Here is a 24,095-nt window from a genome sequence, read left to right as displayed (position 1 = left end):
CGTCCGGCCCGAAAATGAATGGATTCAGAACCCCGCGCCCGGCGCGGCGAGATATTCCAGCTCCGCGGCGCTGCTGCTGCGGCCCAAGGCGGCATTGCGGTGCGGAAAGCGGCCGAAGCGCGCGATCACCTGATGATGGCGCCGCGCGTAATCCAGGTAATTGCCGCCGGCCTCGGCGTCCAGCGCCTCGAACAGCCGCAGCGACAGTTCCTGATCGGCCAGCGACTCGCTGTGCTCGAAAGGAAGATAAAGAAAGATCCGCGCCACCGCCGGCAAGCCGCCATCCAGCCCCTGCTCCAGCGCGCGCCGCGCGCCCTGGCGCGCCGCCGCGTCGCAAGCGAAAGCCCGCGCCTCGCCGCGAAACAGATTGCGCGGAAACTGGTCGGCCGCCAGCAGCCAGGCCAGCGCGGCGCGGGCATCGCCGTCGGCCATCTCCAGCTCGCCATCGGCCAATTGCCGGCACAAGGGCGCGAACCGCTGGCGGATGGCCGCGTCGAAAGCCTCGTCGCGGCGGAACCACGCCTCGCGCGGCGCGGCCAGGCTGGCATCGTCGGACCCGCCAAACCAGAATTCCAGCACGGCCTCGACTTGCGCCGGCGTCAGTGTCGCCATCCCAGCCTCCCCATTAGCGAATGGACCCGGCAGCTGCCGGGGCGTTCCCATCAAAGCGCGAACAGCTCCTGCTGCGAGCAGACCGCGGTGCCCAGCTTGCCGACCACCACGCCGGCGGCGGCATTGGCCAGGCTCATCGCCACCGGCAGGCTTTGCCCGGCGGCCAGCGCCAGGCCCAGCGTGCCGATCACCGTGTCGCCGGCGCCGGACACGTCATACACCTCGCGGGCGAAAGTAGGCTGATGCAGCGCGCCGTCGGCGCGGAACAGCGTCATGCCCTCTTCGCTGCGCGTCACCAGCAGCGCGTCCAGATTCAATTCCTCGCGCAGTTTCTGCGCCTTGCGCACCAATACATCCTCGTCGCGCCAGGAGCCCGCCACCTGGCTGAACTCGCTGCGATTCGGCGTCAGCAGCGTGGCGCCGGCGTACTTGCTGTAATCGTCGCCCTTGGGGTCGATCAGCACCGGCTTGCCGGCGGCGCGCGCCAGCTCGATCATCCGCGCCACATGGGTCAGGCCGCCCTTGCCGTAGTCGGACAGAATCACCACGTCGTGATCGGCGACGATAGCCGAGAATTCCTGCAGTTTGTCGGCCAGTATCTCGTGACTGGGCGAATCTTCGAAGTCCAGGCGGATCAGTTGCTGCTGCCTGGCCACCACCCGCAGCTTGACCGTGGTGGCGATCTTGGCGTCGCGCTTGAACGAGGTGGCGATGCCGTCATCGCGCAGCAGCCGCTCCAGCACACCGGCCGCCTCGTCGTCGCCGACCACCGACAAAATGGTCGCCTTCCCGCCCAGGCCGGCGATATTGCGCGCCACGTTGGCCGCGCCGCCGGCGCGCTCCTCGCTGCGGCCTATCTTGGCCACCGGCACCGGCGCCTCTGGAGAAATGCGCGACACATCGCCGAACCAGTAACGGTCCAGCATCACATCGCCCACCACCAGCACCCGCGCGCGCGCCAGGCTTTCCGCCAGCCTGACGGCATCCAGCTCCAGCTCTTGCATCAAACCCATAGCTCTGCCCCCTTATCGGCCAATGGCCAGGTAATCGAAGCCCTGCTCGCGCAGCCATGACGGGTCGTACATATTGCGGCCGTCGAAAATCAATGGCTGCTTCAGGCTGGCCTTGATCGCGTCGAAATCCGGCGCCCGGAACATTTTCCACTCCGTCACGATCAGCAAGGCGTCGGCGCCTTCCAGCGCCGCCATCATATCGTCGGCGAAGCGCAGCCGCGCATTGCAGCCCATCACGCGGCTGGCTTCGTGGGTGGCCACCGGATCGAAAGCCACCACTTCGGCGCCCCGCCGAGTCAGTTCGTCCACAATCACCCGGCTCGGCGCTTCGCGCATATCGTCGGTATTGGGCTTGAACGCCAGGCCCCACAACGCGAAGCGGCGGCCGGCCAGATCGCTGCCGAAGCGGCCCACCACCTTGTCCACCAACCGCAGCTTCTGGATATCGTTGGCCTCTTCCACCGCGGTCAGCACGCGCAACGTATGGCCGTGCTCCTTGCCGGTCTGCACCAGCGCCTTGACGTCCTTGGGGAAGCAGGAGCCGCCGTAGCCGACGCCGGGATACAGGAACTGATAGCCGATGCGCGGATCCGAGCCCATGCCCAGCCGCACCTGCTCGATGTCGGCGCCCATGGTCTCGGCCAGATTGGCCAACTCGTTCATGAAGGAAATGCGGGTGGCCAACATCGCGTTGGCGGCGTACTTGGTCAGTTCGGCCGAGCGCACGTCCATCAGCAGCACGCGCTCGTGGTTGCGCTGGAACGGCTTGTACAGCCGGCGCATGATCTCGGCGGCGCGCTCGTCGTCCACGCCTATCACCACCCGGTCCGGCCGCATGAAGTCGTCGATCGCCGCGCCTTCCTTCAGGAATTCCGGATTCGACACCACGCTGAACGGCAGCGCCGCGCCGCGGGCGGCCAGTTCTTCCGCTATCGCCGCGCGCACCTTGTCGGCGGTGCCGACCGGCACCGTGGACTTGTCCACCACCACCCGGTAATCCGCCATGTGGCGGGCGATATTGCGCGCCGCGCCCAGCACGTATTGCAGGTCGGCGGAGCCGTCCTCATCCGGCGGCGTGCCGACGGCGATGAACTGCACCTCGCCGAAAGCGACCGACTCGGCCACGTCGGTGGTGAAATGCAGGCGGCCGGCGGCCACGTTGCGTTTCACCATCTCTTCCAGGCCAGGCTCGAAAATGGGGATGCCGCCGTTTTGCAGAATTTCGATCTTGCGCGGGTCCACGTCCAGGCAGCACACCTGGTAGCCGGTTTCCGCCAGGCAGGTGCCGGTGACCAGGCCGACATAGCCGGAACCAATGACAGTGACTTTCATGGCTTCTGATTCCGGTATTGCTGAATGTCTTGATTGATCTGGCGCAGCGTGGCCAGCGGATCGGCGGAGCCGGTGATGGAGCGGCCGATCACCAGGTAGTCGGCGCCGGCTTGCAGCGCCGCCAGCGGCGTCATCACGCGGCGCTGGTCGTCATTGCCGCTTTCGGCCAGGCGGATGCCCGGCGTCACCAGCTTGAAATCCTGGCCCAGCGCCTGCTTCAGCATCGAAGCCTCCTGCGCGGAGCACACCACGCCGTCCAGGCCGCAATCGCGGGTCAGCGTCGCCAGGCGGCGCACATGCTCTTCCGGCGACACGGCGATGCCGATTTCCGCGAGGTCAGACGCATCCATGCTGGTCAGCACCGTCACCGCGATCAGCAGCGGGCGCTGGCTGTAGCCGGCCAGCGCTTCGCGCGCGGCTTCCATCATGCGGCGGCCGCCCGAGGCGTGCACATTGACCATCCACACGCCGGCGTCGGCCGCCGCCTTGCAGGCGTGGGCGACCGTGTTGGGAATATCGTGGAACTTCATGTCCAGGAACACCTGGAAGCCGCGCGCGCTCAGGGTTTCCACCAGATTGCGGCCGCTGGAGGTGAACAGCTCCTTGCCCACTTTCAGCCGGCATTCGGACGGGTCAAGCCGGCTGGCGAAGTCCAGCGCCTTGGCGGCGTTGTCGAAATCCAGCGCCACCAACACCGGCGAATCGATCCGCGCATCCGCAGCTGCGATCAAAGGGTTCATGCATGCTCCATCATTCTATTTATATGTGCGAAGCGCCGTCCAGGGTCAGCGGCGGCGCGAAGTTCAAGACGGCGTCAGGCTTCCGAACGGTTGGCGGTGAAGCTTTCCCATTCGCCGCAGGCGGGGCAATGCCAGAAGAAGGCCCGCGAGCGGAAATTGCAGCATTTGCAGCGATGCACGCTCAAACGCTGGGAATGTTTGAGTATCAGCGCGCGCGCCACCTCGGCGTCCATCCGGCCCTCCGGCGACAGCTCGTCCATCTGCGCCTCTATCATCCGGTAGACGCCGGACAGGCTGGGACGCGCATGCACCGCCTCGCGCACGCCTTCCAGCGCGCGCGCCTCGCCCTCGTAAGTGGCGATTTTCTGGTACAGCAGGTCGGTCAGTTCCAACTGCGGGAAAGTGCGCTGGTAGCCGCGCAGCAGGGCGATGCCCTCCGACGGCTTGCCCAGTTTCTCATAGGCGTCGAACAGACGCTCGGCCGCCATCGCCAGGTATTCGTAGTTCTGCTTCTCTATGCCCTGCCAGGCCGCCATCGCCGCTTCGACATGGCCTTCGGCGAATTCGATGTCGCCGAGGATCAGGCTGGCGCGCACGCATTTGCGGTTGGCGGCGATCGCCTCCGCCACGTACTGGCGCGCCTGCTCGTAATGGGATTGGTACAGCTCGCCCTGCGCCAGTTCGCAATAGAACTGCGCCACTTCATGCTGGAAGGAATGCGCGTCGCTGCGCAGCTCGCGGGCGGTTTCAATCGCCTTTTTCCAGTCGCGGTCCTGCTGGTAGATGTCGAGCAGCTGCCGCCGCGCCGCCAGCGCCATATTGCCGTCCAGCAGCTTCAGCAGGATTTCCTCGGCGCGATCGACCAGGCCCGCCTTGCGGAAGTCCTGCGCCAATTCGTTGCGCACCAGATCGCGGTGCTCGCCGGGCAGATCGGACGAGTCCAGCATTTGCTGGTGCAGGCGGATGGCGCGGTCGTTCTCGCCGCGCTTGCGGTAGAGCTTGCCCAGCACGTGCTGCAATTCCAGCGCCGCGCCCTGCTGGCGCGCCACCTCGGACAAAGCCTGCGCGGCGACGTCGGTCTTGTCGTCGACCAGCGCGTCCAGGCCGCGAAAATACGAAATCGGCACCGCTTTCGCCTGCTTCAGCACGGTGCGCATATCCACCCGGGCCGCAAACCAGCCCAGGCCGAAAAAGGCTGGAAACAGCAGCAGCCACCACAAATCGAGTTCCAACAGCAATCCTTTCGGGATAATAGAATCCGGGCCGCGGACGCGGCCGGCAGGCTAGGCGGCCATCAATCGGCGATGGCGTCGCTGGGATCGCTGACAACCTTGCTGGCAGGCGGGCGATTGCGCAGCTCTTTCTTCAGTTGCGAAAGCTCGCGGCGGGTTCTCAGATAGAAGCTGAAAGTGGCCAGCAGGCCTACCACCGCGCCGGCGACGAAGAACAGCAACAGGAAGACGATGAACGGCGCCGACCACGATTGGCCGAAGAACAGTTTGAATTCGACCGCGTGGCTGTTCTGCACGGTGACCGCGACCAGCAGCAACAGCAGGGCCAGTTCGACGATACGCAACAAATATCGCATGGGTTCGCTCGATGGGTTTGCCGGAGTGCAATTTTAAACGATAGCCAGCCACAACCCAAGCCGCCGCGGGCTCCGAATACGAAAAAAGCGCCGCAAAATGCGGCGCTTTTGGCACGACAGGCGTCAAAGAACTGCCATCAGGCCTGGGTCTGCTCCAACAGGGACAGATCCACGCGCTCCCGCAGCTCCTTGCCAGCCTTGAAATGAGGCACGTATTTCTCAGGAACCGAGACGCTGGTGCCCGACTTAGGGTTGCGGCCGACGCGCGGCGGACGGTAGTTCAAATCGAAGCTACCGAAGCCGCGGATTTCGATCCGGCTTCCCTGAGCCAGGTTGTTGGCCATCGCGTCCAGAATGGTCTTGACGGCCAACTCAGCATCTTTGTAGACCAACTGAGAATTGCGCTCGGCGAGTCTCTCGGACAGCCGCGCGATCAGCTCAGATTTGGTCATGACGCAATTACTCGTTGGAACCGGACAGTTTTGCCTTCAGCAGGGCACCCAGGTTGGTGGTGCCGGCGGAAGCGCTGTCAACGGTGGACAGGTTCTTCATCGCGGCATTCTCTTCCTGAGCGTCCTTGGCCTTGATCGACAGGCTGATGTTGCGCGACTTGCGGTCAACGGCAACGATCACGGCTTCCACTTCTTCGCCATCCTTCAGGACGGAGCGAGCGTCTTCCACGCGGTCGCGGGACAGCTCGGAAGCGCGCAGGTAGCCTTCAACGTCGGTATCCAGAGCGATTACGGCGCCCTTGGCGTCAACGGACTTCACGGTGCCCTTGACAAGGGCGCCCTTGTCGTTCATCGCAACGAAGTTGTTGAACGGATCGCCTTCCAGTTGCTTGATGCCCAGGGAGATGCGTTCTTTTTCCACGTCGATGGACAGAACAACGGCTTCAACCTCGTCGCCCTTCTTGAACTTGCGCACGGCTTCTTCGCCAGCTTCGTTCCAAGACAGGTCGGACAGGTGAACCAGGCCATCGATGCCGCCCGGCAGACCAACGAACACGCCGAAGTCGGTGATGGACTTGATCGCGCCCTTCAGCTTGTCGCCCTTGTGGAAGTTGTCGGCGAACTCGTTCCACGGGTTGGCCAGGCACTGCTTCATGCCCAGGGAGATGCGACGACGGTCTTCGTCGATTTCCAGGATCATGACTTCCACTTCGTCGCCAACTTGAACTACCTTGGACGGGTGTACGTTCTTGTTGGTCCAGTCCATTTCGGACACGTGCACCAGACCTTCGATGCCTTGTTCGATTTCAACGAACGCGCCGTAGTCGGTCAGGTTGGTCACCTTGCCGAACAGACGGGTGCCGGACGGGTAGCGGCGGGACAGGCCCACCCACGGATCTTCGCCCAGTTGCTTCAGACCCAGGGATACGCGGTTCTTCTCTTGGTCGAACTTCAGTACCTTGGCTTCCACTTCATCGCCAACCGCCAGAACTTCGGACGGGTGCTTCACGCGGCGCCATGCCAGGTCGGTGATGTGCAGCAGGCCATCGATGCCGCCCAGGTCGACGAACGCACCGTAGTCGGTGATGTTCTTGACGATACCCTTGATGACTGCGCCCTCTTTCAGGGTTTCCAGCAGAGCCTTGCGCTCTTCGCCCAGGGTTTCTTCCAGCACGGAGCGGCGGGAAACCACGACGTTGTTGCGCTTGCGATCCAGCTTGATAACCTTGAACTCGATCTGCTTGTTTTCGTACGGGGTGGTGTCTTTCACCGGACGCACGTCAACCAGGGAGCCCGGCAGGAAGGCGCGGATGCCGTTGACCATGACGGTCAGGCCGCCCTTGACCTTGCCGCTGATCAGGCCGGACAGGATGGTGCCGGCTTCCAGAGCTTCTTCCAGCTCAACCCAGGCAGCCATGCGCTTGGCTTTTTCGCGGGACAGCTTGGTCTCGCCGAAGCCGTTTTCCAGCGCGTCGATGGCGACGGTGACGAAGTCGCCGATGGCGACTTCAACGACGCCTTGGTCGTTCTTGAATTCTTCAGCCGGAATCAGGGACTCGGACTTGAGGCCTGCGTTCACGGTTACAAAGTTGGAATCAACTGCCACGACTTCAGCAGTGATCACTTCGCCCACGCGCATATCGTGCAGGGTGAGGCTTTCCTCGAACAGTTGAGCGAAGTTTTCCATGGAGAGGGTAGTCATCAAGCGTACTCTCGGTTGCATGCCTTGCGGCGTGCGGGGTTAGGGTTGAACACGCGGCTGCTTTTGCAACGCAGCAAAAACAGCCGTTAAAAAATCAATGGCCGGAAACCTGTCTTTCCTCAAACCACCCGAGGACCTTGTCGACCGCCTGGTCTATGGTCAGCTCCGTGGTATCGAGCAAAAAGGCGTCCGGCTCCTGGCGCAGCGGCGCTACCGGCCGGGCGGCATCGCGCGCGTCCCGATCGATAATGTCCTGCATAATTCTGGGGAGGTTAGCAGATTCCCCCTTGCCGATCAACTGCTTATAGCGGCGCTCGGCGCGCTCCTCGGCGCTGGCGGTCAGGAATATCTTCAACATGGCGTCCGGAAACACCACCGATCCCATGTCGCGGCCGTCGGTCACCAGGCCCGGCGCCAAGCGAAAATCGCGCTGGCGCTGCAATAGCGCGGCGCGGACTTCAGGCAGCGCCCCCACCTTGGACGCGCCGATGCCGATTTCCTCGGCGCGGATATCCAGGCTGACATCGTTGCCTTCCAGCCACACCGCGCCGTCGGAGAACTCCACCGGCAGGACGATCGCGGCGCCGGCCAGCGCCGCTTCGTCGTCCCAGGCGATGCCATGGCGGCGGGCGTGCAGCGCCAGCAGCCGATACAGCGAGCCGGAGTCGAGGTAGTGGAAATCAAGGCGCGAGGCCACCAGGGCGGCCACCGTGCCCTTGCCGGAAGCGGAAGGCCCGTCGATGGTAATCACCGGAACTGTCATGGGAGTTTGATCCTGTTGCAATCTCAAGCCACCGGCTCCGTCGGCGCGCCGAAAGAAGCCGGTAAAACCGCGCATTGTAGCGCAAGCCGGCGCCTTGCAGGGGAGCGGATGCCGCCGTCCTCGCGCGGCCGGCGATTGCGCGCAGGCGGCGGCGGCGGGTACAGTGTCCGCTCACCCTTTCGTCCAACCCGCGATACGCACCCGAAAATAAAGCGCGCCCCGTCAATATGGAACAACTGCACCTGCTCCCCTGCCCTCGCCTCGCCGGCGCCGTCAAGCTGCCCGGCTCCAAGAGCATCTCCAACCGCACCCTGCTGCTGGCCGCGCTGTCCGGCGGCAGCACGCTGGTGCGCGACCTGCTGGATTCGGACGACATCCGCCACATGCTGGGCGCGCTGAAGCTGCTGGGCGTGAAAATAGAGCAGCAGGGCGACAGCCGCGACTTCCGCGTGCACGGCGCCGGCGGCGCTTTCCCGGTGAAAAACGCCGAGCTGTTCCTCGGCAACGCCGGCACCGCCTTCCGGCCGCTGACCGCCGCGCTGGCGCTGATGGGCGGCCACTACCAGCTGTCCGGCGTGCCGCGCATGCACGAGCGCCCGATCGGCGACCTCGTCGACGCGCTCAACGCCGCCGGCGCCCGCATCGCCTATCTGGGCCAGCCCGGCTTCCCGCCGCTGGCCATCTCCCCGGCCGACGTGCGCTGCGCCCAGCCCATCCAGGTGAAGGGCAATGTCTCCAGCCAGTTCCTCACCGCCTTGCTGATGGCGCTGCCGCTGACCGGCGGCCAGGCCGAGATCGAAGTGGTGGGAGAGCTGATCTCCAAGCCTTACATTGAAATCACGCTGAATCTGATGGCGCGCTTCGGCGTGCGCGTCGAACGCGACGGCTGGCAGCGCTTCGTGATTCCCGGCGGCCAGCACTACATCTCGCCCGGCGAAGTCTATGTCGAAGGCGACGCCTCCAGCGCGTCCTACTTCCTGGCGGCCGGCGCGCTGGCCGGCGGCCCGGTGCGGGTGGAAGGCGTCGGCAACGCCAGCATTCAGGGCGATGTGCGCTTCGCCGAGGCGCTGGAATTGATGGGCGCGACGGTGAGCCGCGGCGACAACTGGATCGAGGCCCGCGCCGAGGGCAAGCTCAAGGCGATAGACCTCGACTGCAACCACATTCCGGACGCGGCGATGACGCTGGCGGTGGCGGCATTGGCCGCCGACGGCACCACCACGCTGCGCAACATCGCCAGCTGGCGGGTGAAGGAAACCGACCGGCTGTCGGCGATGGCGACCGAATTGCGCAAGGTCGGCGCCGTAGTCGAGGAAGGCCCGGACTATCTCCGCGTCACCCCGCCGGCCGAGCTGACGCCGAACGCCGAAATCGACACCTACGACGACCACCGGATGGCGATGTGCTTCTCGCTGGTTTCGCTGCTGGGCGCGCCGGTGGTGATCAACGACCCCGACTGCGTGGCCAAGACCTTCCCCGGCTACTTCCAGGCGCTGGCCGCGCTGCAGGCGAAATAATCACAATATATTGATGGCTTAATCGATAGGCTCCACAATATACGCCTTGCAAAGGAGTCTAAGGAGTCTATCGATGAGCGACCTGTTCCGGATGCGCCGCGATTTCATGCGGCGCTTCGACATCCCCTCCCCCACCCATCCCGAATATCAGCCCGAACAGCTGGCGATGTGGCAGACCATGCTGGACGAAGAGCTGGCCGAGCTCCAACAGGCGCTGGCGGATTATCGCGAGCTGCCGGCGCAATCGCCCGAACAGCAACTGCGCAGCCGCGCCGAACTCGCCGCCGAGGCGGTGGACGTGCTCAATGTTGTGTGCGGCCTGCTGCTGTCGCAGGGCCTGCCGCTGGAGGCGATGTGCGAGGCGATACACGACGCCAATCTGCGCAAATGCGTGGACGGCAAGGTGGTGCGCCGCGCCGACGGCAAGGTGCTGAAGCCGGAAGGCTGGCGGCCGGCGGACAAGCTGGAAGTGATCCGCCAGGCGCAGGACCGCAACAATACGTCGCAATCTTTGTCCTGAATTAAAACGTCCTTAAGCCATCCCGGCTAAGCTTGAACCTTGACCCACTCGCAACCGGGAACCGAAATGCTGCGCAATTCCTCGCAAAGCTACGGCCGCGTCGCCCGCGCGCTGCACTGGCTGTGCGCGCTGGCGGTCATCGCCGCGCTGGTCTTCATCGAACTCAAAGGCAACTTCCCCAAGGGCGATCCGGTCCGCGGCGGCCTGAGCTACGCCCACATCCAGGCCGGCCTGATCGTCCTGCTGCTGGTCGTGCCCAGACTGGCCTGGCGGCTGGGCAATCCGCCGCCCGGCATCACTCCCCGCCCCAGCCCGCTGATGAAGCTGCTGGCCCATGCCGGCCACTGGGCGCTGTACGCGCTGATGCTGGCGCTGCCCATCCTGGGCATCGCCTTCATCCAGGCCAGGGGCGGCGAAGTGGCCCTGTTCGGCCTGGCGCTGCCAGCCATGCTGGCGCCGGACCCGGCCTTTGGCCGCCAGCTGAAGGACGCGCATGAGCTGCTGGGCAACGTGCTGCTGTGGCTGAGCATCCTGCACGCCGCCGCCGCCGTCTGGCATCATCGCTTCGTCAAAGACGATACGCTGACCCGCCTGATCGGCCCGCTACGCTGATTCCGCGCGCCGGCTGGAGCCCCTGGCCACCAGCCGGCCGGACAGCACCACCTTGCGCGGCGGCCGCTCCGGCTGTCGCAAGCGTTCCAGCAGCATCGCCATCGCCTCGCGGCCGATGGCGTCCACCGGCTGCTCGATCACCGTCATCCCCGGTTCCGCCAATTCGGTCCAGCTGTCGTTGTCGAAACCCGCCAGCGCCAGCTGCCGCGGCACCGCGACGCCGAGCGCCCGCGCCGCCTTGACCGCGCCCAATAGCAACAAGCCGTTGCTGGCGATCAGCGCCTGCGGCGGATCGTCCTCCCGCAGCCAGGCCGCCACCGCCTGCTCGGCCGCCGCCGCGCTGGGTGCGGCGAAGCGCGCGTCCGCGGCCAGCCCGGCCCGCGCCAGCGCGGCGGCGAAACCGGCATGCCGCTCGGCCCCGGTGCTGCTGGTATTGCCGAACAATCCGCCGATGCGGCGATAACCCTGCTCCAGCAGATGCGCCACCAGTTGCCCCGCGGCCGCGGCATTGTCCAGCAGCACCGCGTCGCCGCCGCCGGGGCCGGCGCGGTCCACCATCACCACCGGGAAACCCAGCGCCGCGATGTCCAGCCGCGCCGCGGTCGCGCGGGTGGCGGCCAGGATCACCCCGCTCACCCTCTCCTCCTGCATCAGCCGCAGATACATCGCTTCCTTCTCCGGGTTTTCGTCGGTATTGCACAGGATCACCCGCATGCCGGCGCGATAGGCGGCGTCCTCCACCGCCCGCCCCACCGCGGTGAAGAAAGGGTTGCAGATATCGGACACGATCAGGCCGACGGTCAGGCTGGATTGCGAGCGCAGGCGCCGCGCCGACAGGTTGGGCCGATAGCCGCTGCCGGCGATGGCTTCTTCCACCTTGGCGCGCAACGCCGGACTCACCGGCCCGTTGCCCAAAACCCGCGACACAGTGGCCACCGACACGCCGGCCAACCGCGCGACATCCTTGATACTGGTCGTCATATGGAATCGTTTTCAATTGATTTTCGCCATGCTGCGCCTAGTTAGCGTGACGCGCAAGCGCTTGAAAATCCAGCAACAGCATGCTGCATTGCAATATCCATACTTTATTGGCACGAATGAATTGACAGAAAAAATGTAATCGTTTTCAATCGCTGACATACCGATCCCGCCTACGAGGTGCGCCGTGTCCGATGCCCTGCTCAATCCCCAACTGATACGCCTGGGCTGCCGGCCCGCCGACAAGGACGCCGCCATCCGCGAAGCCGGCGCGCTGCTGGAGGCAGCCGGCTGCATCGCCCCGGACTATATAGACAGCCTGCTGCGGCGCGAGGCGGTGGCCAACACCTACCTGGGCAACGGCATCGCCATTCCGCACGGCATGGCCGAAGACCGCGCCCAGGTGCTGCGCACCGGCGTCGCCATCCTGCAGATTCCGGACGGGCTGGAATGGAACCCCGGCCAGCGCATCCACCTGCTGTGCGCGATCGCCGCCCGCTCCGACGACCACCTGGTGATGCTGCGCCAGCTGACCCGGCTGCTGCAGGACGAAGCCCGGCTGCTGCCGCTGTTCACCACCACCGACAGCGCCGACCTGCTGGCAGCGCTGGCCCAGCCGGAAGCGCCGCTGCCGCCCGACGCCGAAGCGCACGACCTGGATCTGTGCGAGGAATGGCGGCTGGACTACCCCAACGGCCTGCACGCCCGCCCCGCCGCGCTGTGGGTGGAGGCGGCGCGCCGCAGCCCGGCGCAATTGCAGGTGCGCCACGGCAGCCAGGCCGCCGACGCCAAAAACCTGATCGCGCTGCTGCAGCTCGGCCTGCGCCAGGGCGCGCTGCTGACGGTTTCCGCGCGCGGGCCGCAAGCCGCCGACGGGCTCAAACAACTGCTGCGGGCGATGCGCGAAGCCAGCCTGGCCGAGCAGACCGCCGCCGCCATCGCCGCCCAGCGCGCCGCGGCGCAACGGCCGCGCGCCGGCTGGCAGCCGTCGGGCCAGCCGGTTTCGCTGCCCGGCATCGCCGCCAGCCCCGGCCTCGCCATCGGCACCGTGCGCGTGCTAGCCGGCGAACAGCTGCGCATCGTCGACCGCCCGGTCAGCCTGGCCGAAGGCGGCGACCGCCTGCACGAAGCGCTGGCCGCCACCCGCCGCCGGCTGGCGGCGCTGGCCGACGCCACCCAGGCCACGCTGGGCGCCGCCGAAGCCGGCATTTTCCGCGCCCAAGCCGAACTATTGAACGACACCGACCTGATCACCCTCAGCTGCCAACTGATGGTGGCCGGCCATGGCGTGGAGTGGTCTTGGCACCAGGCGGTGGAGCGGCTGGCGGAAAAGATCTCGGCACTGGGCAACCCACTGCTGGCCGCCCGCGCCGCCGACCTGCGCGACGTCGGCCGGCGGGTGCTGCTAGAGCTGGACCCATCGCTGCAAGGCCACGCGCCGGGAGAGTTCGGCCCCGACACCATCCTGCTGGCCGCCGACCTGGCGCCGTCGGACACCGCCAGTCTGGATCTCTCCCGCGTCAAGGGCCTGGCCACCGCCCACGGCGGCCCCACCGCCCACACCGCCATCCTGGCGCGCACGCTGGGCCTGCCGGCGCTGGTGGCCGCCGGTCCGGCGCTGCTCGACGTGGCCGACGGCAGCCCGGCGATCCTGGACGGCGACGCCGGCCGGCTCTACCTGAACCCGAGCGAGCACAATCTCGCCGCCGCCCGCGACTGGCAACAACGCCAGCGCGAGGCGCAGCAACAACAGCAGCAGGCCTGCCTGCAGCCCGGCCAGACCGCCGACGGCCGCCGCGTGGAAATCGCCGCCAACCTCAACCGGCCGGAACAGGTCGCCGGCGCGCTGAACAACGGCGCGGAAGGCGTCGGCCTGATGCGCACCGAATTCCTGTTTCTGGAGCGCGACGCCGCGCCGGACGAAGAAGAGCAATACCAGACCTACCTGGCCATGCAGCAGGCGCTGCAGGGCCGGCCGCTGATCGTGCGCGCGCTGGACATCGGCGGCGACAAACAGGTGCCCTACCTGAACCTGCCGGTCGAGGACAACCCCTTCCTCGGCGTGCGCGGCGCGCGGCTGCTGCTGCGCCGGCGCGAGCTGCTGGAGCCGCAGCTGCGCGCGCTGTACCGCGCCGCCAAGGCCGGCAAGCCCTTGTCCATCATGTTTCCGATGATCAGCTCGCTGAAGGAGATCACCCGGCTCAAGGGCTGGTGCGAGGGCGTGCGCAAGGAATTGGACGCGCCGCCGGTGCCGATAGGCATCATGGTGGAAGTGCCGGCCGCCGCGCTGCTGGCCGACCAGCTGGCGCCCTATGTCGACTTCTTCTCCATCGGCACCAACGACCTCACCCAATACGCGCTGGCGATGGACCGCCAGCACCCGGAGCTGGCCGCCGAAGCCGACAGCCTCCACCCCGCCGTGCTGCGGCTGATCCGCCAGACGGTGCGAGGCGCGGCCGCGCACCAGCGCTGGGTGGGCGTGTGCGGCGGCAGCGCCGGCGACCCGCTGGGCGCCGCGGTACTGGCCGGCCTGGGCGTGGACGAGTTGTCGATGAGCCCCAGCGACATCCCGGCGATCAAAGCCATGCTGCGCCGCCACGACTACGCGCGGCTGCAAGCGCTGGCGGAACAGGCGCTGTCCTGCGACAGCGCCGAGGAAGTGCGCCAGCTGCTGGAGGCACTGGCATGAGCCCCGCCCTGCACACCATCACGCTGAACCCGGCGCTGGACCAGACCGTCACCCTGGATGAACTGCTGCCCGGCGGCGTCAACCTGGCGCGCGCCGCCCAATTGAACGCCGGCGGCAAGGGCATCAACGTGGCCAGCTGCCTGGCCGACTGGGGCCTGCCGGCCACCGTCCACGGCCTGCTGGGCCGCGACAACAGCGGGGCGTTCGAGCAACTGTTCGCCGCCAAGCGCATCCACGACCGCATGCTGCGCCTGCCCGGCGACAGCCGGGTCAACATCAAGCTGGCCGACCTCCAATCCGGCCGCACCACCGACATCAACCTGCCCGGCCTGGCCGCCGCCGAAGCCGACCTGCAAGCGCTGGCCGCCAGGCTGGCAGAGCTGCGCGCCGGCGACAGCGCGGCGCTGGCCGGCAGCCTGCCGCCCGGCCTGCCGTCGGACGCCCTGGCCCGGCTGTGCCGCCAGTTGAAACGGCAAGGCGTATGGGTTTTGCTGGACAGCAGCGGGCCGGCATTGGCCGCGGCGCTGGCCAATCCGCCCGAGGCGCTGCCCGACTGCATCAAGCCGAACCGGGAAGAACTGGCGCAATGGGCCGGCCGCGAGCTGGCCGCGCTGCCGGATGTGGCGCGCTGCGCGCAAGGCCTGCAGCGGCGGGGCATCGCCCAGGTGGTGGTGTCGCTCGGCGAACAGGGCGCCATGCTGGTCGACGCCGACTGCGCGCGGCTGGCCAGCCTGCCGCCGCAGCGGCCGCTGAGCACGGTGGGCGCCGGCGACGCGCTGGTGGCGGGACTGATGGCCGCCCGCCAGCAAGGGCTGGCCGGCGGCGACGCGCTCAGGCTGGCAGTGGCTTTCGCCGCCGCCAAGCTGCAAAGCGTCGGCCCGCACCTACCCGCCGCCGAACAGATACGCCAACTGGCGGACGCGGTCCGCCTGCAAGACCTGGCCGCGGCCTGAAGCCGGCGCCCATCATCGATCACAGGGGAAACGCAATGAGCATCGTCGCCATCATCCGCTCCGGCGAGCGCAGCACCCAGGCGCGCCTGGCCGCCGAAGCGCTGCGCCTGGCCGCCCAGCGGCGGCAGCTGCCGATAGACATCGAGATAGACGGCCAGCCGGCGTTGAGCGCCGGCCAGATCGCCGCCGCCGGCCATGTGCTGCTGATAGGCGAAGAGGACGACGCCCGCCTGGGCCGGCGCGCCGCGCGCCGCGCCACGCTGGACGCGGTGCTGGCCGACCCGGCCGGCCAGCTTCAGGCGCAGGAAGCCGGCCGCGCCCTGCGCATCGTCGCCGTCACCAGCTGTCCCACCGGCATCGCCCACACCTTCATGGCGGCCGAGGGGCTGGTCCAGGGCGCCAAGGCGCTGGGCCACGCGATTCGGGTGGAAACCCAGGGCTCGGTCGGCGCGCAAGACGCGCTGAGCGATGCCGAGATCGCCGCCGCCGACCTGGTCATCATCGCCGCCGACACCCAGGTGGCGGTGGAGCGCTTCGCCGGCAAGCGGCTGTTCAAGAGCGGCACCAAGGCCGCCATCGGCGACGGCAAGGCGCTGATCCGCCACGCCATCGAAGAGGCGCAGCCATGGGCAGGCGCCAGCCCGGCCGCCGCCGAAGCCGCCAATCAGGAAAAAGCCAAGGACGGGCCCTACCGTCACCTGATGACCGGCGTGTCCTTCATGCTGCCCTTCGTCACCGCCGGCGGCATTTTGATCGCGCTCGCCTTCGCGCTGGGCGGCATCTACGCCTTCGACGACGCGCACAAGGGCACGCTGGCCTGGTCGCTGTTCCAGATCGGCGCGAAATCCGCCTTCGCGCTGATGGTGCCGATCCTGGCCGGCTACATCGCCTACTCCATCGCCGACCGTCCCGGCATCGCCCCCGGCATGGTGGGCGGCATGCTGGCCGCCAGCCTGGGCTCGGGCTTTCTCGGCGGCATCGCCGCCGGCTTCATCGCCGGCTACGGCACCCGCGAATTGAACCGCCGGATCAAGCTGGGCCAGCATCTGGACGGCCTGAAGCCGGTGTTGATCCTGCCGGTGCTGGGCTCGCTGCTGACCGGCCTCTTGATGATCTACGTGGTGGGCCAGCCGGTGGCCGCCGTGCTGGCGGCGCTGACCGAGGCGCTCAAGGGCATGCAAGGCAGCAGCGCGCTGGCCCTGGGCGCGCTGCTGGGCGCGATGATGGCTTTCGACATGGGCGGCCCGGTCAACAAGGCGGCCTACGCCTTCGCCACCGGCCTGATCGCCAGCCAGGTATACACGCCGATGGCGGCGGTGATGGCGGCCGGCATGACGCCGCCGCTGGGCCTGGCGCTGGCCACCCGCTTGTTCCGCAACCGCTTCAGCGCCGACGAGCGCGAAGCCGGCAAGGCCGCCGGCGTGCTGGGCCTGGCCTTCATCAGCGAGGGCGCGATACCGTTTGCCGCGCGCGACCCGCTGCGGGTGATCCCGGCGCTGATGGCCGGCTCTGCGCTGGCCGGCGCCATCTCGATGACCATGGGCGTGCAGCTGAAAGTGCCGCACGGCGGCGTGTTCGTGCTGCCCATTCCCAACGCGGTGGAACATCTGGGCGGCTATCTGATCGCCCTGGCAGCCGGCACCGCCGTCACCGCCTTGCTGTTGGGCCTGCTGAAGAAGCCGCTGCCGCAAACCGCCGGCTGACCCCGCCTCCCTCCCTTCCGCCGACAGGCCTGCGATGCCCACGCATCGCAGGCCTGTTTACATTAGAAATAATGAATAGTTAATTTGTTATAATGCGTTCACAAACGGCACACAGATGCCGCGAATTCATTGCAAACATCAATCAGGAAAAGCCATGTCCATTACCCGCCGCGACTTCCTCAACGGTTTCGCGCTGACGGTGGCTGCCGGGCTCACACCGCTGGAAATCCTCCGTGCCGCGCCCCGTCAGATCAGCGCCAGCTACTACCCGCCTTCGCTCACAGGCCTGCGCGGCAATCACGACGGCTCCTTCGAAAACGCCCACAAGCTGGGCCGCGCCCACCACGCCTATTCGCTCTCCGGCGCCAAGGTGGAGGAGCGTTACGACCTGGTGGTGGTCGGCGGCGGCATCAGCGGCCTTTCCGCCGCCCACTACTACCGCAAGAAGCACCCGCAGGCCAAGGTGCTGATCCTGGACAACCACGACGACTTCGGCGGCCACGCCAAGCGCAACGAGTTCAAGGTCGGCAACCGCCTGGTGCTGGGCTACGGCGGCACAGAATCGCTGCAGTCGCCCAAGCACGTGTTCAGCAAGGAAGCGCTGGCGCTGATGAAAGAGCTGACCGTCGACATCGATGGCCTGGCCAGCCACTTCCACCGCAATTTCTACCCCGACCTCAAGCTGTCGCGCGGCGTGTTCTTCAATAAGGAAGACTTCGGCGCCGATAAGGTGGTGGGCGGCGACCCCTATCTGCAGGTGGCGGACGACATCGACCCCAAGCGCCTGAACGCGCGGCCGATCCGCGACTTCATCAATGATTTTCCGATGCCGAAGAAGGACCGCGACGCGCTGATCGCCCTGCACACCAGCAAGCGCGACTACCTGGGCGACATGCCCAAGGCCAAGCGCGAGGCTTATCTCGCCAAGATCAGCTACAGCACCTACCTGTCCCGCCACGTCGGCCTAAGCGCCACCGCCATCCGCTTCTTCCAGTCGCGCAGCAACGACTTCCAGGCAGTAGGCATCGACGGCCTGCCGGCGCTGGACGCGCGCAATCTGGACCTGCCGGGCTTCCACGGCGTGGCGGGCCTGGGCAAGATCAGCGCCGAGGCGGAAGCCGAACTGCGCGACCCCTACATCTACCACTTCCCGGATGGCAACGCCTCCATCGCCCGCCTCCTGGTGCGCAAGATGATTCCGCAAGCGGCGCCGGGCAAGGACATGAACGACATCGTGCTGGCCCGCTTCGACTACAGCAAGCTCGACCTGCCGGAAAACCCGGTGCGGCTGCGGCTGAACAGCACCGTGGTGCGGGTGGAAAACGGCAAGGGCGCGGTGGATATCGGCTATCTGGACAAGGGCGGCCAGCTGCGCCGCGTGCAGGCGCGCCACACCGTGATGGCCTGTTACAACATGATGATCCCGCACATCATGCCCAGCCTGCCCGACGACCAGAAACAGGCGCTGGCGATGAACGTCAAGGCGCCGCTGGTCTACACCAAGGTAGTGCTGAAGAACTGGGACAGCTTCATGAAGCTGGGCGTGCACGAGCTGTACTGCCCTTCCATGCCGTACAGCCGCATCAAGCTAGACTACCCGGTGGACATCGGCGGCTACCAGCATCCGCGCAAGCCGTCCGAGCCGATGTGCCTGCACATGGTCTACGTGCCCACCATCGCCGGCTCCGGCCTGGACCCGCGCACCCAGTGGCGGATGGGCCGCGCCAAGCTGCTGGCCATGCCGTTCTCGGAAATGGAAACCATGGTGCGCGAGCAACTGCAGCGCATCCTCGGCCCCACCGGCTTCGACCACCAGCGCGACATCGCCGCCATCACCGTCAACCGCTGGTCGCACGGCTATTCCTACTTCCTCAACTCGATGTACGACGACGAAGACGAGTCCAAGCGCATCATCGCCGCCGCCCGCCGCCCGGCCGGCAATGTGACGATCGCCAACTCCGACTCCGACTGGAACCCGTACACCCACGCCGCCATCGACCAGGCATGGCGCGCCGTCAACGAGCTGAGCTAACAGGAACCCCGCGATGAAATTGATGAAAACCCTGGGCCTGGCGGCCCTCTTGGCCGCCGCCGCGCAAGCGGCGCAGGCCAATGTCGACACCGACAGCGTGCGGCGCGGCGCCTACCTCGCCCGCGTATCCGACTGCATCGCCTGCCACAGCGCGCCGGACGGCAAGCCCAACGCCGGCGGCCTGGCGATGGACACCCCGGTCGGCAAGATCTACTCCACCAACATCACGCCGGACAAGGAAACCGGCATCGGCGACTACAGCTACGAGGACTTCGCCCGCGCGCTGCGCCAGGGCGTGGCCAAGGAAGGCCACTCGCTGTACCCGGCGATGCCCTACACCTCGTTCGCGCGCATCAACGACGCCGACATGCGCGACCTCTACGCCTACTTCATGCATGGCGTGGCGCCGGTGGCGCAGGAAAACCGCGAAAGCGACATTCCCTGGCCCTTGTCGATGCGCTGGCCGCTGACGCTGTGGCGCTGGTTCTTCCACGACGACAGCGCCTACCAGGCGGATGCCGGCAAGAGCGCCGAATGGAACCGCGGCGCCTACCTGGTGCAAGGCATGGCCCACTGCGGCACCTGCCACACCCCGCGCGGCGCGGCCTTCCAGGAAGTGGCGCTGAACGACAAGAAGGCAGGCTACCTGACCGGCTCGCAGCTGGCGGGCTGGTACGCCGGCAATCTGACCGGCGACGCGCGCGAAGGCCTGGGCGGCTGGTCGGCGGACGAACTGGTGGAATACCTGCAAAAGGGCCGCAACCGCTACACCGCAGCCTTCGGCCCAATGGCCGAAGTGGTGCATTACAGCACCCAGCACGTCAGCGCGGGCGACCTGGCGGCAATGACGGTCTACCTGAAGAGCCTGCCGGGCGCGGGCGCCGCCGCCGTTCAGCCGGTGCGCACCGGCTCTGCGCTGTTCTTCGAGAACTGCGCCACCTGCCACCAGGCCAACGGCCAGGGCCACGACAACGTGGTGCCGGCGCTGGCCGGCAGCTCGGCGGTGATGGCGCGCGACGCCACCTCGCTGATCCGGGTGGTGCTGGAAGGCGGCGTCAACGTCCGCACCGGCCATCTGCCGTGGGAATACAGCATGCCGGGCTACGCGCGGCAGATGTCCGACCAGGAAATCGCCGACGTGCTCAGCTATATGCGCCAGAGCTGGGGCAACAACACCGCCAGCCCGGTCGAAGCCGATCAGGTGGCAAAAGTGCGCGCGCTGTCGGCCCAGGCCGCCCACTAACCCGCCAGTCTGCCGCCCATATGGCAACGCCGCCGCGCCCTCACGGGCGGGCGGCGTTTTTTCATGCCGGAGCCGGCCTCAAACCATGCCGCCGCAAACCGGCCAGACCCACTGCAGCAAGGGCTCGTCATCCTCGTCCACCAGCACGCCGCCGCGCAGGAACCCCAGCTTTCCCACCACCGCCAGCGACGGCTGGTTTTCCGGATTGACCTGCGCCAGCACCTCGGCCACCTCGCCGCTGTCGCGCGCCCGCTGCAGCAAAAGGCGCACCGCCGCAGCCGCCGCGCCCTGGCGGCGGCAGGCCGGCGCCACCGCGTAGCCTATCTCCACCCGGCCGGCGCGCGGCTCGCCCTTGAAGCCGCAAGCGCCCACCACCCGGCCCTCGCCATCCAGCATGTAAAAGGGCAGGCACCAGTACGGACGCTGGCCGGCCTGCAGGTGCTCCCGCGCGCGCGCCGCCACTTCCGGCGGCGGCAAAGCCTGCTCCGCCACCCGGCCGGCCAGGCGGCGCGGCGTCGCCGACTTCTCGATATCGGCCAACTCATCGGGCGGAATCGTTTCCAGAACGATATGCATGGGAATGGACGTCTTACAGGAAGCTGACATCGGCGATCCAGTTGCGCGCGCGCCTGGCCAGGCGCTCCGCCTCGCTTTCGCCGTCGAATGACGCCGGCGCGGGCTCCAGCACCGGCACCGGCGCATCGTCCAGCGCGTTGACGCTGACCACCGCGTACACTCTGCCCGCTATCCGGCTGCTGACCAGCGGCACCGCGCCGCAGACCGCGCAGACGTGGAAATCGGCAGTGGCGGTGCCGAAACGGTATTTCGACACCCGCTCCGGCCGGCTGACGCTCACCTTCAGGCTGCCGTCGGGACATGCGGTCCACACTCCGCCGTGCTTGCGGCAGAAGTCGCAGCCGCAGCGGCGGGCCGGAATGGCCGCCGGCTCCGGCAGCCAGTCGAGTTCGAACGAGATATTGCCGCAATGGCAGGCGCCTCGGATCAACATCGCAAACTTCACGCCTCATGTCAGGTGGGGAGATGGCGCGGCGATGCGCCATCGATTCGGCAACACCATGCGCGGCCGGCGGCGGCGTCAGGTTTTGCGCTGTTGCAGCACCCGGCGCATGTCGCGCGCCGCCTTCAGCGGCGTGGCTGAGAGATTGGTGGTGGCGAAGTAGCCGACCTGGCGCGACGCCTTGGACATCGCCGCGCCGGACGCCCAGCCCACTTCCAGCGCCTGCCGCATCGCCGCCACCGGCGCGGCGTCGTAATCGGGCAACTGCTGCCGCAGACAGCGGCTCACGTCCGCCAGCAGCTTTTCCGCCGCCAGCATCAGTTCGCGCTGGGTGTCGGCCTGCGCCTGCCACAGCGACGCCCCCACCAGCAGGCCGCCGTCGATTCTTTTCTCCATCTCGCCCTCGGACAGCGGAAAACCGGGCGACCAGGACGACAGCCAGGTGCGACAGGCGTCCTCCTGCACTTCCAGCCAGCGCCGCTGGCCGCGCTCCATCGCGCCGCAATAGGTTTCCATCGCTCCGACGATCCAGCTTGCCATGCGGACTCCTCGTCAAACGGGCGCGCCACGCGCCTCAGACAACACACTGCGGACGCGGCAGCCGCCACACCGCCAGCAGCTCCCGCAACAGGGTTTCCAGCACCGGGTCGCCCGCCCGGTCCGCCGGATAGACAAACTGCAACTCGGCGTTCTTGCGCAATTCCGGCACCAGCCAGACGCGGCCGGCCGCCTGCCAGGCCAGCGCCTCCTCCTCGCGCACCAGCGCCACGCCGACGCCCGAGGCCACCAGCTCCAGGATCACCGACAAATGATCGCTCTCCGCCACTTTTTTAGGCGAAATATTCAGCTCCCGCCACAATTCCGCGGTGATCTTGGACAGGCTGGAAAATTGCGAAATGCCGACCCAGGGCAGCTTGCCCAGCTCCCTGAGCTTGCCGCCGTCCAGCTGCCCGGCCCAGGCCGCCGGCAGCGCCACGCGGAACGACAGGGTTTGCAGCGGCACGGTGCTGACGTTCATATAGGGATTGCGTCCCAGGTAGAAACCGGCGTCCAGCTCCTTCTTGCGCACCAGATTGAGCACGTCGACCGATACGCCGTGGCTCAGTTGCACTTCCAGCAGCGGGTTGGCTTCCACCAGCGCCGCCACCCACGGCCCCAGCTTGAGGATGTCCGGCATCAGGGTGACGCCGATTCTGGCCTGGCCAGCCAGCTGGCCCTTGAGCTTGCGCGCGTGGTTGATGATATCGCGCGCCGCGCCCAACACGCCCTGCGCCTCCGGCAGCAGCTCCTGCCCGGCGCGGGTGAGGCTGACGCCGCCGGCGTTGCGCTCGAACAACTGCATGCCCACTTCTTCTTCCAGCGCCTTGATCTGCGCGGTCACCGCCGGTTGCGACAGGTGCAGCAGCTCGGCCGCCTGCGTCAGGTGGCCTTGCTGCGCCACGGTGACAAAGGTCCGCAACTGGTAGATTTCCATGCTCTCCCCTGCTGTTTCATCACGGCCGCCCCGCTTTGCCGTCCGCGGGGCCGAATATGCCAAATGTCGCCTAGGCTAGCACAGGCTCGCGCGCCCGCTCAAAAACAAACCGCCTGCCGCTTCGCGTGCGGCAGGCGGTTGGATCACGGCGCGCCGGCTGCGCGTCGCATCAGTCGTCGTCCTCCTGCGCCCAGCTGGGCGGGCGTTTCGCCATGAAGGCGGCCACGCCTTCCACTTGCTCGGCGCCGCCCACCAGGCCCAGCGTGGCGGCGCGTTCGCGCGCCAGATGCTGTTCCAGCGTCAGGTTGGGGCTGTCTTCGATCAGCTTGCGCGCCACCGCCACCGCGGCCGCGCCCTGCGTCGCCACCTTGTTGGCCAGGCTCACCGCCACGATCTTGGCGAAGCCCTGGTCCACCACTTCCTCGATCAGCCCTATGCTCAGCGCCTTTTCCGCGCTGACCACCTCGCCGCCCAGGATGATGCGCTTGGCCCAGGACACGCCCACCTTGTCGGCCAGCGTCTTGGTGCCGCCGGCGGCCGGAATCAGGCCGACCTTGGCTTCCGGCAAACCCAGCTTGGAGCCGCGCTCGGCGATGATGTAGTCGCACACCAGCGCGCATTCCAGGCCGCCGCCCAGCGCATAGCCGTTCACTGCCGCCACGGTGACGCCGCGGTAGCTGCGTATCGCCTGCAACGCGTCGGCGAAGGCTTGCAACAAGATATCCACCGCGGCCTTGTCGCCCGCGGCGAACTGCTTCAAATCTGCTCCGGCGGAAAAGAAAGCGTCGCCGGCGCCGGTAATCACCACCGAACGCACAGAATCATCGGCATTCAACGCCTGCAGCGTGGACGTCAGCTCGTTCAGGCTTTCCGTCGTCAGCAGATTGGCAGGCAGGTTGGAAAGCGTGATGATGGCTGATTTGCCCAGCCGTTCAAGTGTCAGATACCTGGCCATATTGTGTTCCTCACTGTATTCCCCATCTATCTTCGTTAGCCTCCCGGTCCGGATCGATCCAGCCTGATATGGCTGGCGTCGCTCCCATTTCCGTTCCGGGGCCGGCGCATTCCGCCGCGGCGCTCGCGCGCGGCGTTCCGCAGCCAGACGGACATTCTCTTTGCAAACTGTACTTTTAGCCAGTAGGCAAAACAATTAT

General features: G+C 67.0%; 23 protein-coding genes. 8 read left to right on the top strand and 15 right to left on the bottom strand.

Going from position 1 to position 24,095, the window contains the following annotated elements; translation table 11 throughout:
* Nucleotides 1–24 precede the first annotated feature (24 nt).
* The 9 genes from U6115_RS09225 to cmk form a co-directional block, all read right to left on the bottom strand.
* A complete protein-coding gene (locus U6115_RS09225) occupies nt 25–612 on the bottom strand; it encodes a DUF924 family protein (RefSeq protein ID WP_043576168.1) in 588 nt (195 codons plus the stop codon).
* A gap of 50 nt (nt 613–662) precedes the next feature.
* Nucleotides 663–1,625: a D-glycero-beta-D-manno-heptose-7-phosphate kinase gene (gene rfaE1, locus U6115_RS09220; protein WP_052258102.1), complete on the bottom strand. Its 963-nt coding sequence runs from the start codon at nt 1,623–1,625 to the stop codon at nt 663–665.
* Nucleotides 1,626–1,637: 12 nt separating this feature from the next.
* Nucleotides 1,638–2,957, bottom strand: a complete 1,320-nt coding sequence (locus U6115_RS09215) for a UDP-glucose dehydrogenase family protein (RefSeq protein WP_043576171.1) — start codon at nt 2,955–2,957, stop codon at nt 1,638–1,640.
* The gene (gene pyrF / locus U6115_RS09210) at nt 2,954–3,697 is read right to left on the bottom strand and encodes an orotidine-5'-phosphate decarboxylase (protein WP_043576173.1); all 744 of its coding nucleotides are present in this window, start codon (nt 3,695–3,697) and stop codon (nt 2,954–2,956) included. The genes U6115_RS09215 and pyrF overlap by 4 nt, the downstream gene beginning before the upstream one ends.
* A 74-nt stretch (nt 3,698–3,771) precedes the next feature.
* Complete coding sequence (gene lapB / locus U6115_RS09205) at nt 3,772–4,929, bottom strand: lipopolysaccharide assembly protein LapB (protein ID WP_043576176.1); 1,158 nt, start codon at nt 4,927–4,929, stop codon at nt 3,772–3,774.
* 62 nt (nt 4,930–4,991) lie between these two features.
* Entirely contained in the window at nt 4,992–5,285 is a 294-nt protein-coding gene (locus U6115_RS09200) for a LapA family protein (protein ID WP_043576178.1), read from the bottom strand.
* Nucleotides 5,286–5,422: 137 nt separating this feature from the next.
* A complete protein-coding gene (locus tag U6115_RS09195; RefSeq protein WP_043576179.1) occupies nt 5,423–5,737 on the bottom strand; it encodes an integration host factor subunit beta in 315 nt (104 codons plus the stop codon).
* 7 nt (nt 5,738–5,744) lie between these two features.
* Nucleotides 5,745–7,439 carry a 30S ribosomal protein S1 gene (gene rpsA / locus U6115_RS09190; protein ID WP_099049667.1) on the bottom strand — a complete coding sequence of 565 codons (1,695 nt, stop codon included), beginning with the start codon at nt 7,437–7,439 and terminating at the stop codon, nt 5,745–5,747.
* A gap of 94 nt (nt 7,440–7,533) precedes the next feature.
* A complete protein-coding gene (gene cmk, locus U6115_RS09185) occupies nt 7,534–8,202 on the bottom strand; it encodes a (d)CMP kinase (protein ID WP_043576183.1) in 669 nt (222 codons plus the stop codon).
* Between the two features lie 227 nt (nt 8,203–8,429).
* Between cmk and aroA the strand changes: the two genes are divergently transcribed.
* The 3 genes from aroA to U6115_RS09170 all read left to right on the top strand — a co-directional run bounded on the left by aroA (nt 8,430) and on the right by U6115_RS09170 (nt 10,851).
* A complete protein-coding gene (gene aroA, locus U6115_RS09180) occupies nt 8,430–9,719 on the top strand; it encodes a 3-phosphoshikimate 1-carboxyvinyltransferase (protein WP_043576185.1) in 1,290 nt (429 codons plus the stop codon).
* A gap of 73 nt (nt 9,720–9,792) precedes the next feature.
* On the top strand, nt 9,793–10,239 hold the full coding sequence (locus tag U6115_RS09175; protein WP_043576187.1) for a pyrophosphohydrolase domain-containing protein: 447 nt from the start codon (nt 9,793–9,795) through the stop codon (nt 10,237–10,239).
* Between the two features lie 66 nt (nt 10,240–10,305).
* Nucleotides 10,306–10,851 carry a cytochrome b gene (locus U6115_RS09170; protein WP_043576189.1) on the top strand — a complete coding sequence of 182 codons (546 nt, stop codon included), beginning with the start codon at nt 10,306–10,308 and terminating at the stop codon, nt 10,849–10,851.
* On the opposite strand, the gene U6115_RS09165 is transcribed toward U6115_RS09170, so the two are convergent.
* Nucleotides 10,843–11,832, bottom strand: coding sequence for a LacI family DNA-binding transcriptional regulator (locus U6115_RS09165; RefSeq protein WP_043576190.1), 990 nt, complete (start codon nt 11,830–11,832; stop codon nt 10,843–10,845). The two genes, U6115_RS09170 and U6115_RS09165, sit on opposite strands and share 9 nt — an antisense overlap.
* A 184-nt stretch (nt 11,833–12,016) precedes the next feature.
* Between U6115_RS09165 and ptsP the strand changes: the two genes are divergently transcribed.
* The 5 genes from ptsP to U6115_RS09140 all read left to right on the top strand — a co-directional run bounded on the left by ptsP (nt 12,017) and on the right by U6115_RS09140 (nt 20,449).
* Nucleotides 12,017–14,518: a phosphoenolpyruvate--protein phosphotransferase gene (ptsP, locus tag U6115_RS09160; protein WP_043576193.1), complete on the top strand. Its 2,502-nt coding sequence runs from the start codon at nt 12,017–12,019 to the stop codon at nt 14,516–14,518.
* Nucleotides 14,515–15,471 carry a 1-phosphofructokinase gene (gene pfkB, locus U6115_RS09155; protein ID WP_043576195.1) on the top strand — a complete coding sequence of 319 codons (957 nt, stop codon included), beginning with the start codon at nt 14,515–14,517 and terminating at the stop codon, nt 15,469–15,471. The genes ptsP and pfkB overlap by 4 nt, the downstream gene beginning before the upstream one ends.
* Nucleotides 15,472–15,506: 35 nt before the next feature.
* A complete protein-coding gene (locus U6115_RS09150; RefSeq protein WP_043576197.1) occupies nt 15,507–17,174 on the top strand; it encodes a PTS fructose transporter subunit IIC in 1,668 nt (555 codons plus the stop codon).
* Nucleotides 17,175–17,328: 154 nt separating this feature from the next.
* On the top strand, nt 17,329–19,206 hold the full coding sequence (locus tag U6115_RS09145; protein ID WP_043576199.1) for an NAD(P)/FAD-dependent oxidoreductase: 1,878 nt from the start codon (nt 17,329–17,331) through the stop codon (nt 19,204–19,206).
* A gap of 13 nt (nt 19,207–19,219) precedes the next feature.
* Nucleotides 19,220–20,449 carry a cytochrome c gene (locus U6115_RS09140; protein WP_043576201.1) on the top strand — a complete coding sequence of 410 codons (1,230 nt, stop codon included), beginning with the start codon at nt 19,220–19,222 and terminating at the stop codon, nt 20,447–20,449.
* A gap of 78 nt (nt 20,450–20,527) precedes the next feature.
* Here U6115_RS09140 and U6115_RS09135 read toward each other — a convergent pair whose 3' ends face one another.
* The 5 genes from U6115_RS09135 to U6115_RS09115 all read right to left on the bottom strand — a co-directional run bounded on the left by U6115_RS09135 (nt 20,528) and on the right by U6115_RS09115 (nt 23,896).
* Nucleotides 20,528–21,025 carry a GNAT family N-acetyltransferase gene (locus U6115_RS09135; protein WP_052258103.1) on the bottom strand — a complete coding sequence of 166 codons (498 nt, stop codon included), beginning with the start codon at nt 21,023–21,025 and terminating at the stop codon, nt 20,528–20,530.
* A 13-nt stretch (nt 21,026–21,038) separates the two neighbouring features.
* A complete protein-coding gene (locus U6115_RS09130) occupies nt 21,039–21,458 on the bottom strand; it encodes a GFA family protein (RefSeq protein ID WP_043576202.1) in 420 nt (139 codons plus the stop codon).
* Between the two features lie 87 nt (nt 21,459–21,545).
* Nucleotides 21,546–22,007 carry a hypothetical protein gene (locus U6115_RS09125; protein WP_043576204.1) on the bottom strand — a complete coding sequence of 154 codons (462 nt, stop codon included), beginning with the start codon at nt 22,005–22,007 and terminating at the stop codon, nt 21,546–21,548.
* Between the two features lie 34 nt (nt 22,008–22,041).
* The gene (locus U6115_RS09120) at nt 22,042–22,941 is read right to left on the bottom strand and encodes a LysR family transcriptional regulator (RefSeq protein WP_043576206.1); all 900 of its coding nucleotides are present in this window, start codon (nt 22,939–22,941) and stop codon (nt 22,042–22,044) included.
* A gap of 169 nt (nt 22,942–23,110) precedes the next feature.
* Complete coding sequence (locus U6115_RS09115; RefSeq protein ID WP_047244202.1) at nt 23,111–23,896, bottom strand: enoyl-CoA hydratase; 786 nt, start codon at nt 23,894–23,896, stop codon at nt 23,111–23,113.
* Nucleotides 23,897–24,095: the final 199 nt, after the last annotated feature.

It is taken from the genome of Chromobacterium subtsugae (assembly GCF_035919665.1).
GTDB lineage: Bacteria > Pseudomonadota > Gammaproteobacteria > Burkholderiales > Chromobacteriaceae > Chromobacterium > Chromobacterium subtsugae.
This window is presented reverse-complemented; position numbering and strand designations above follow the sequence as displayed.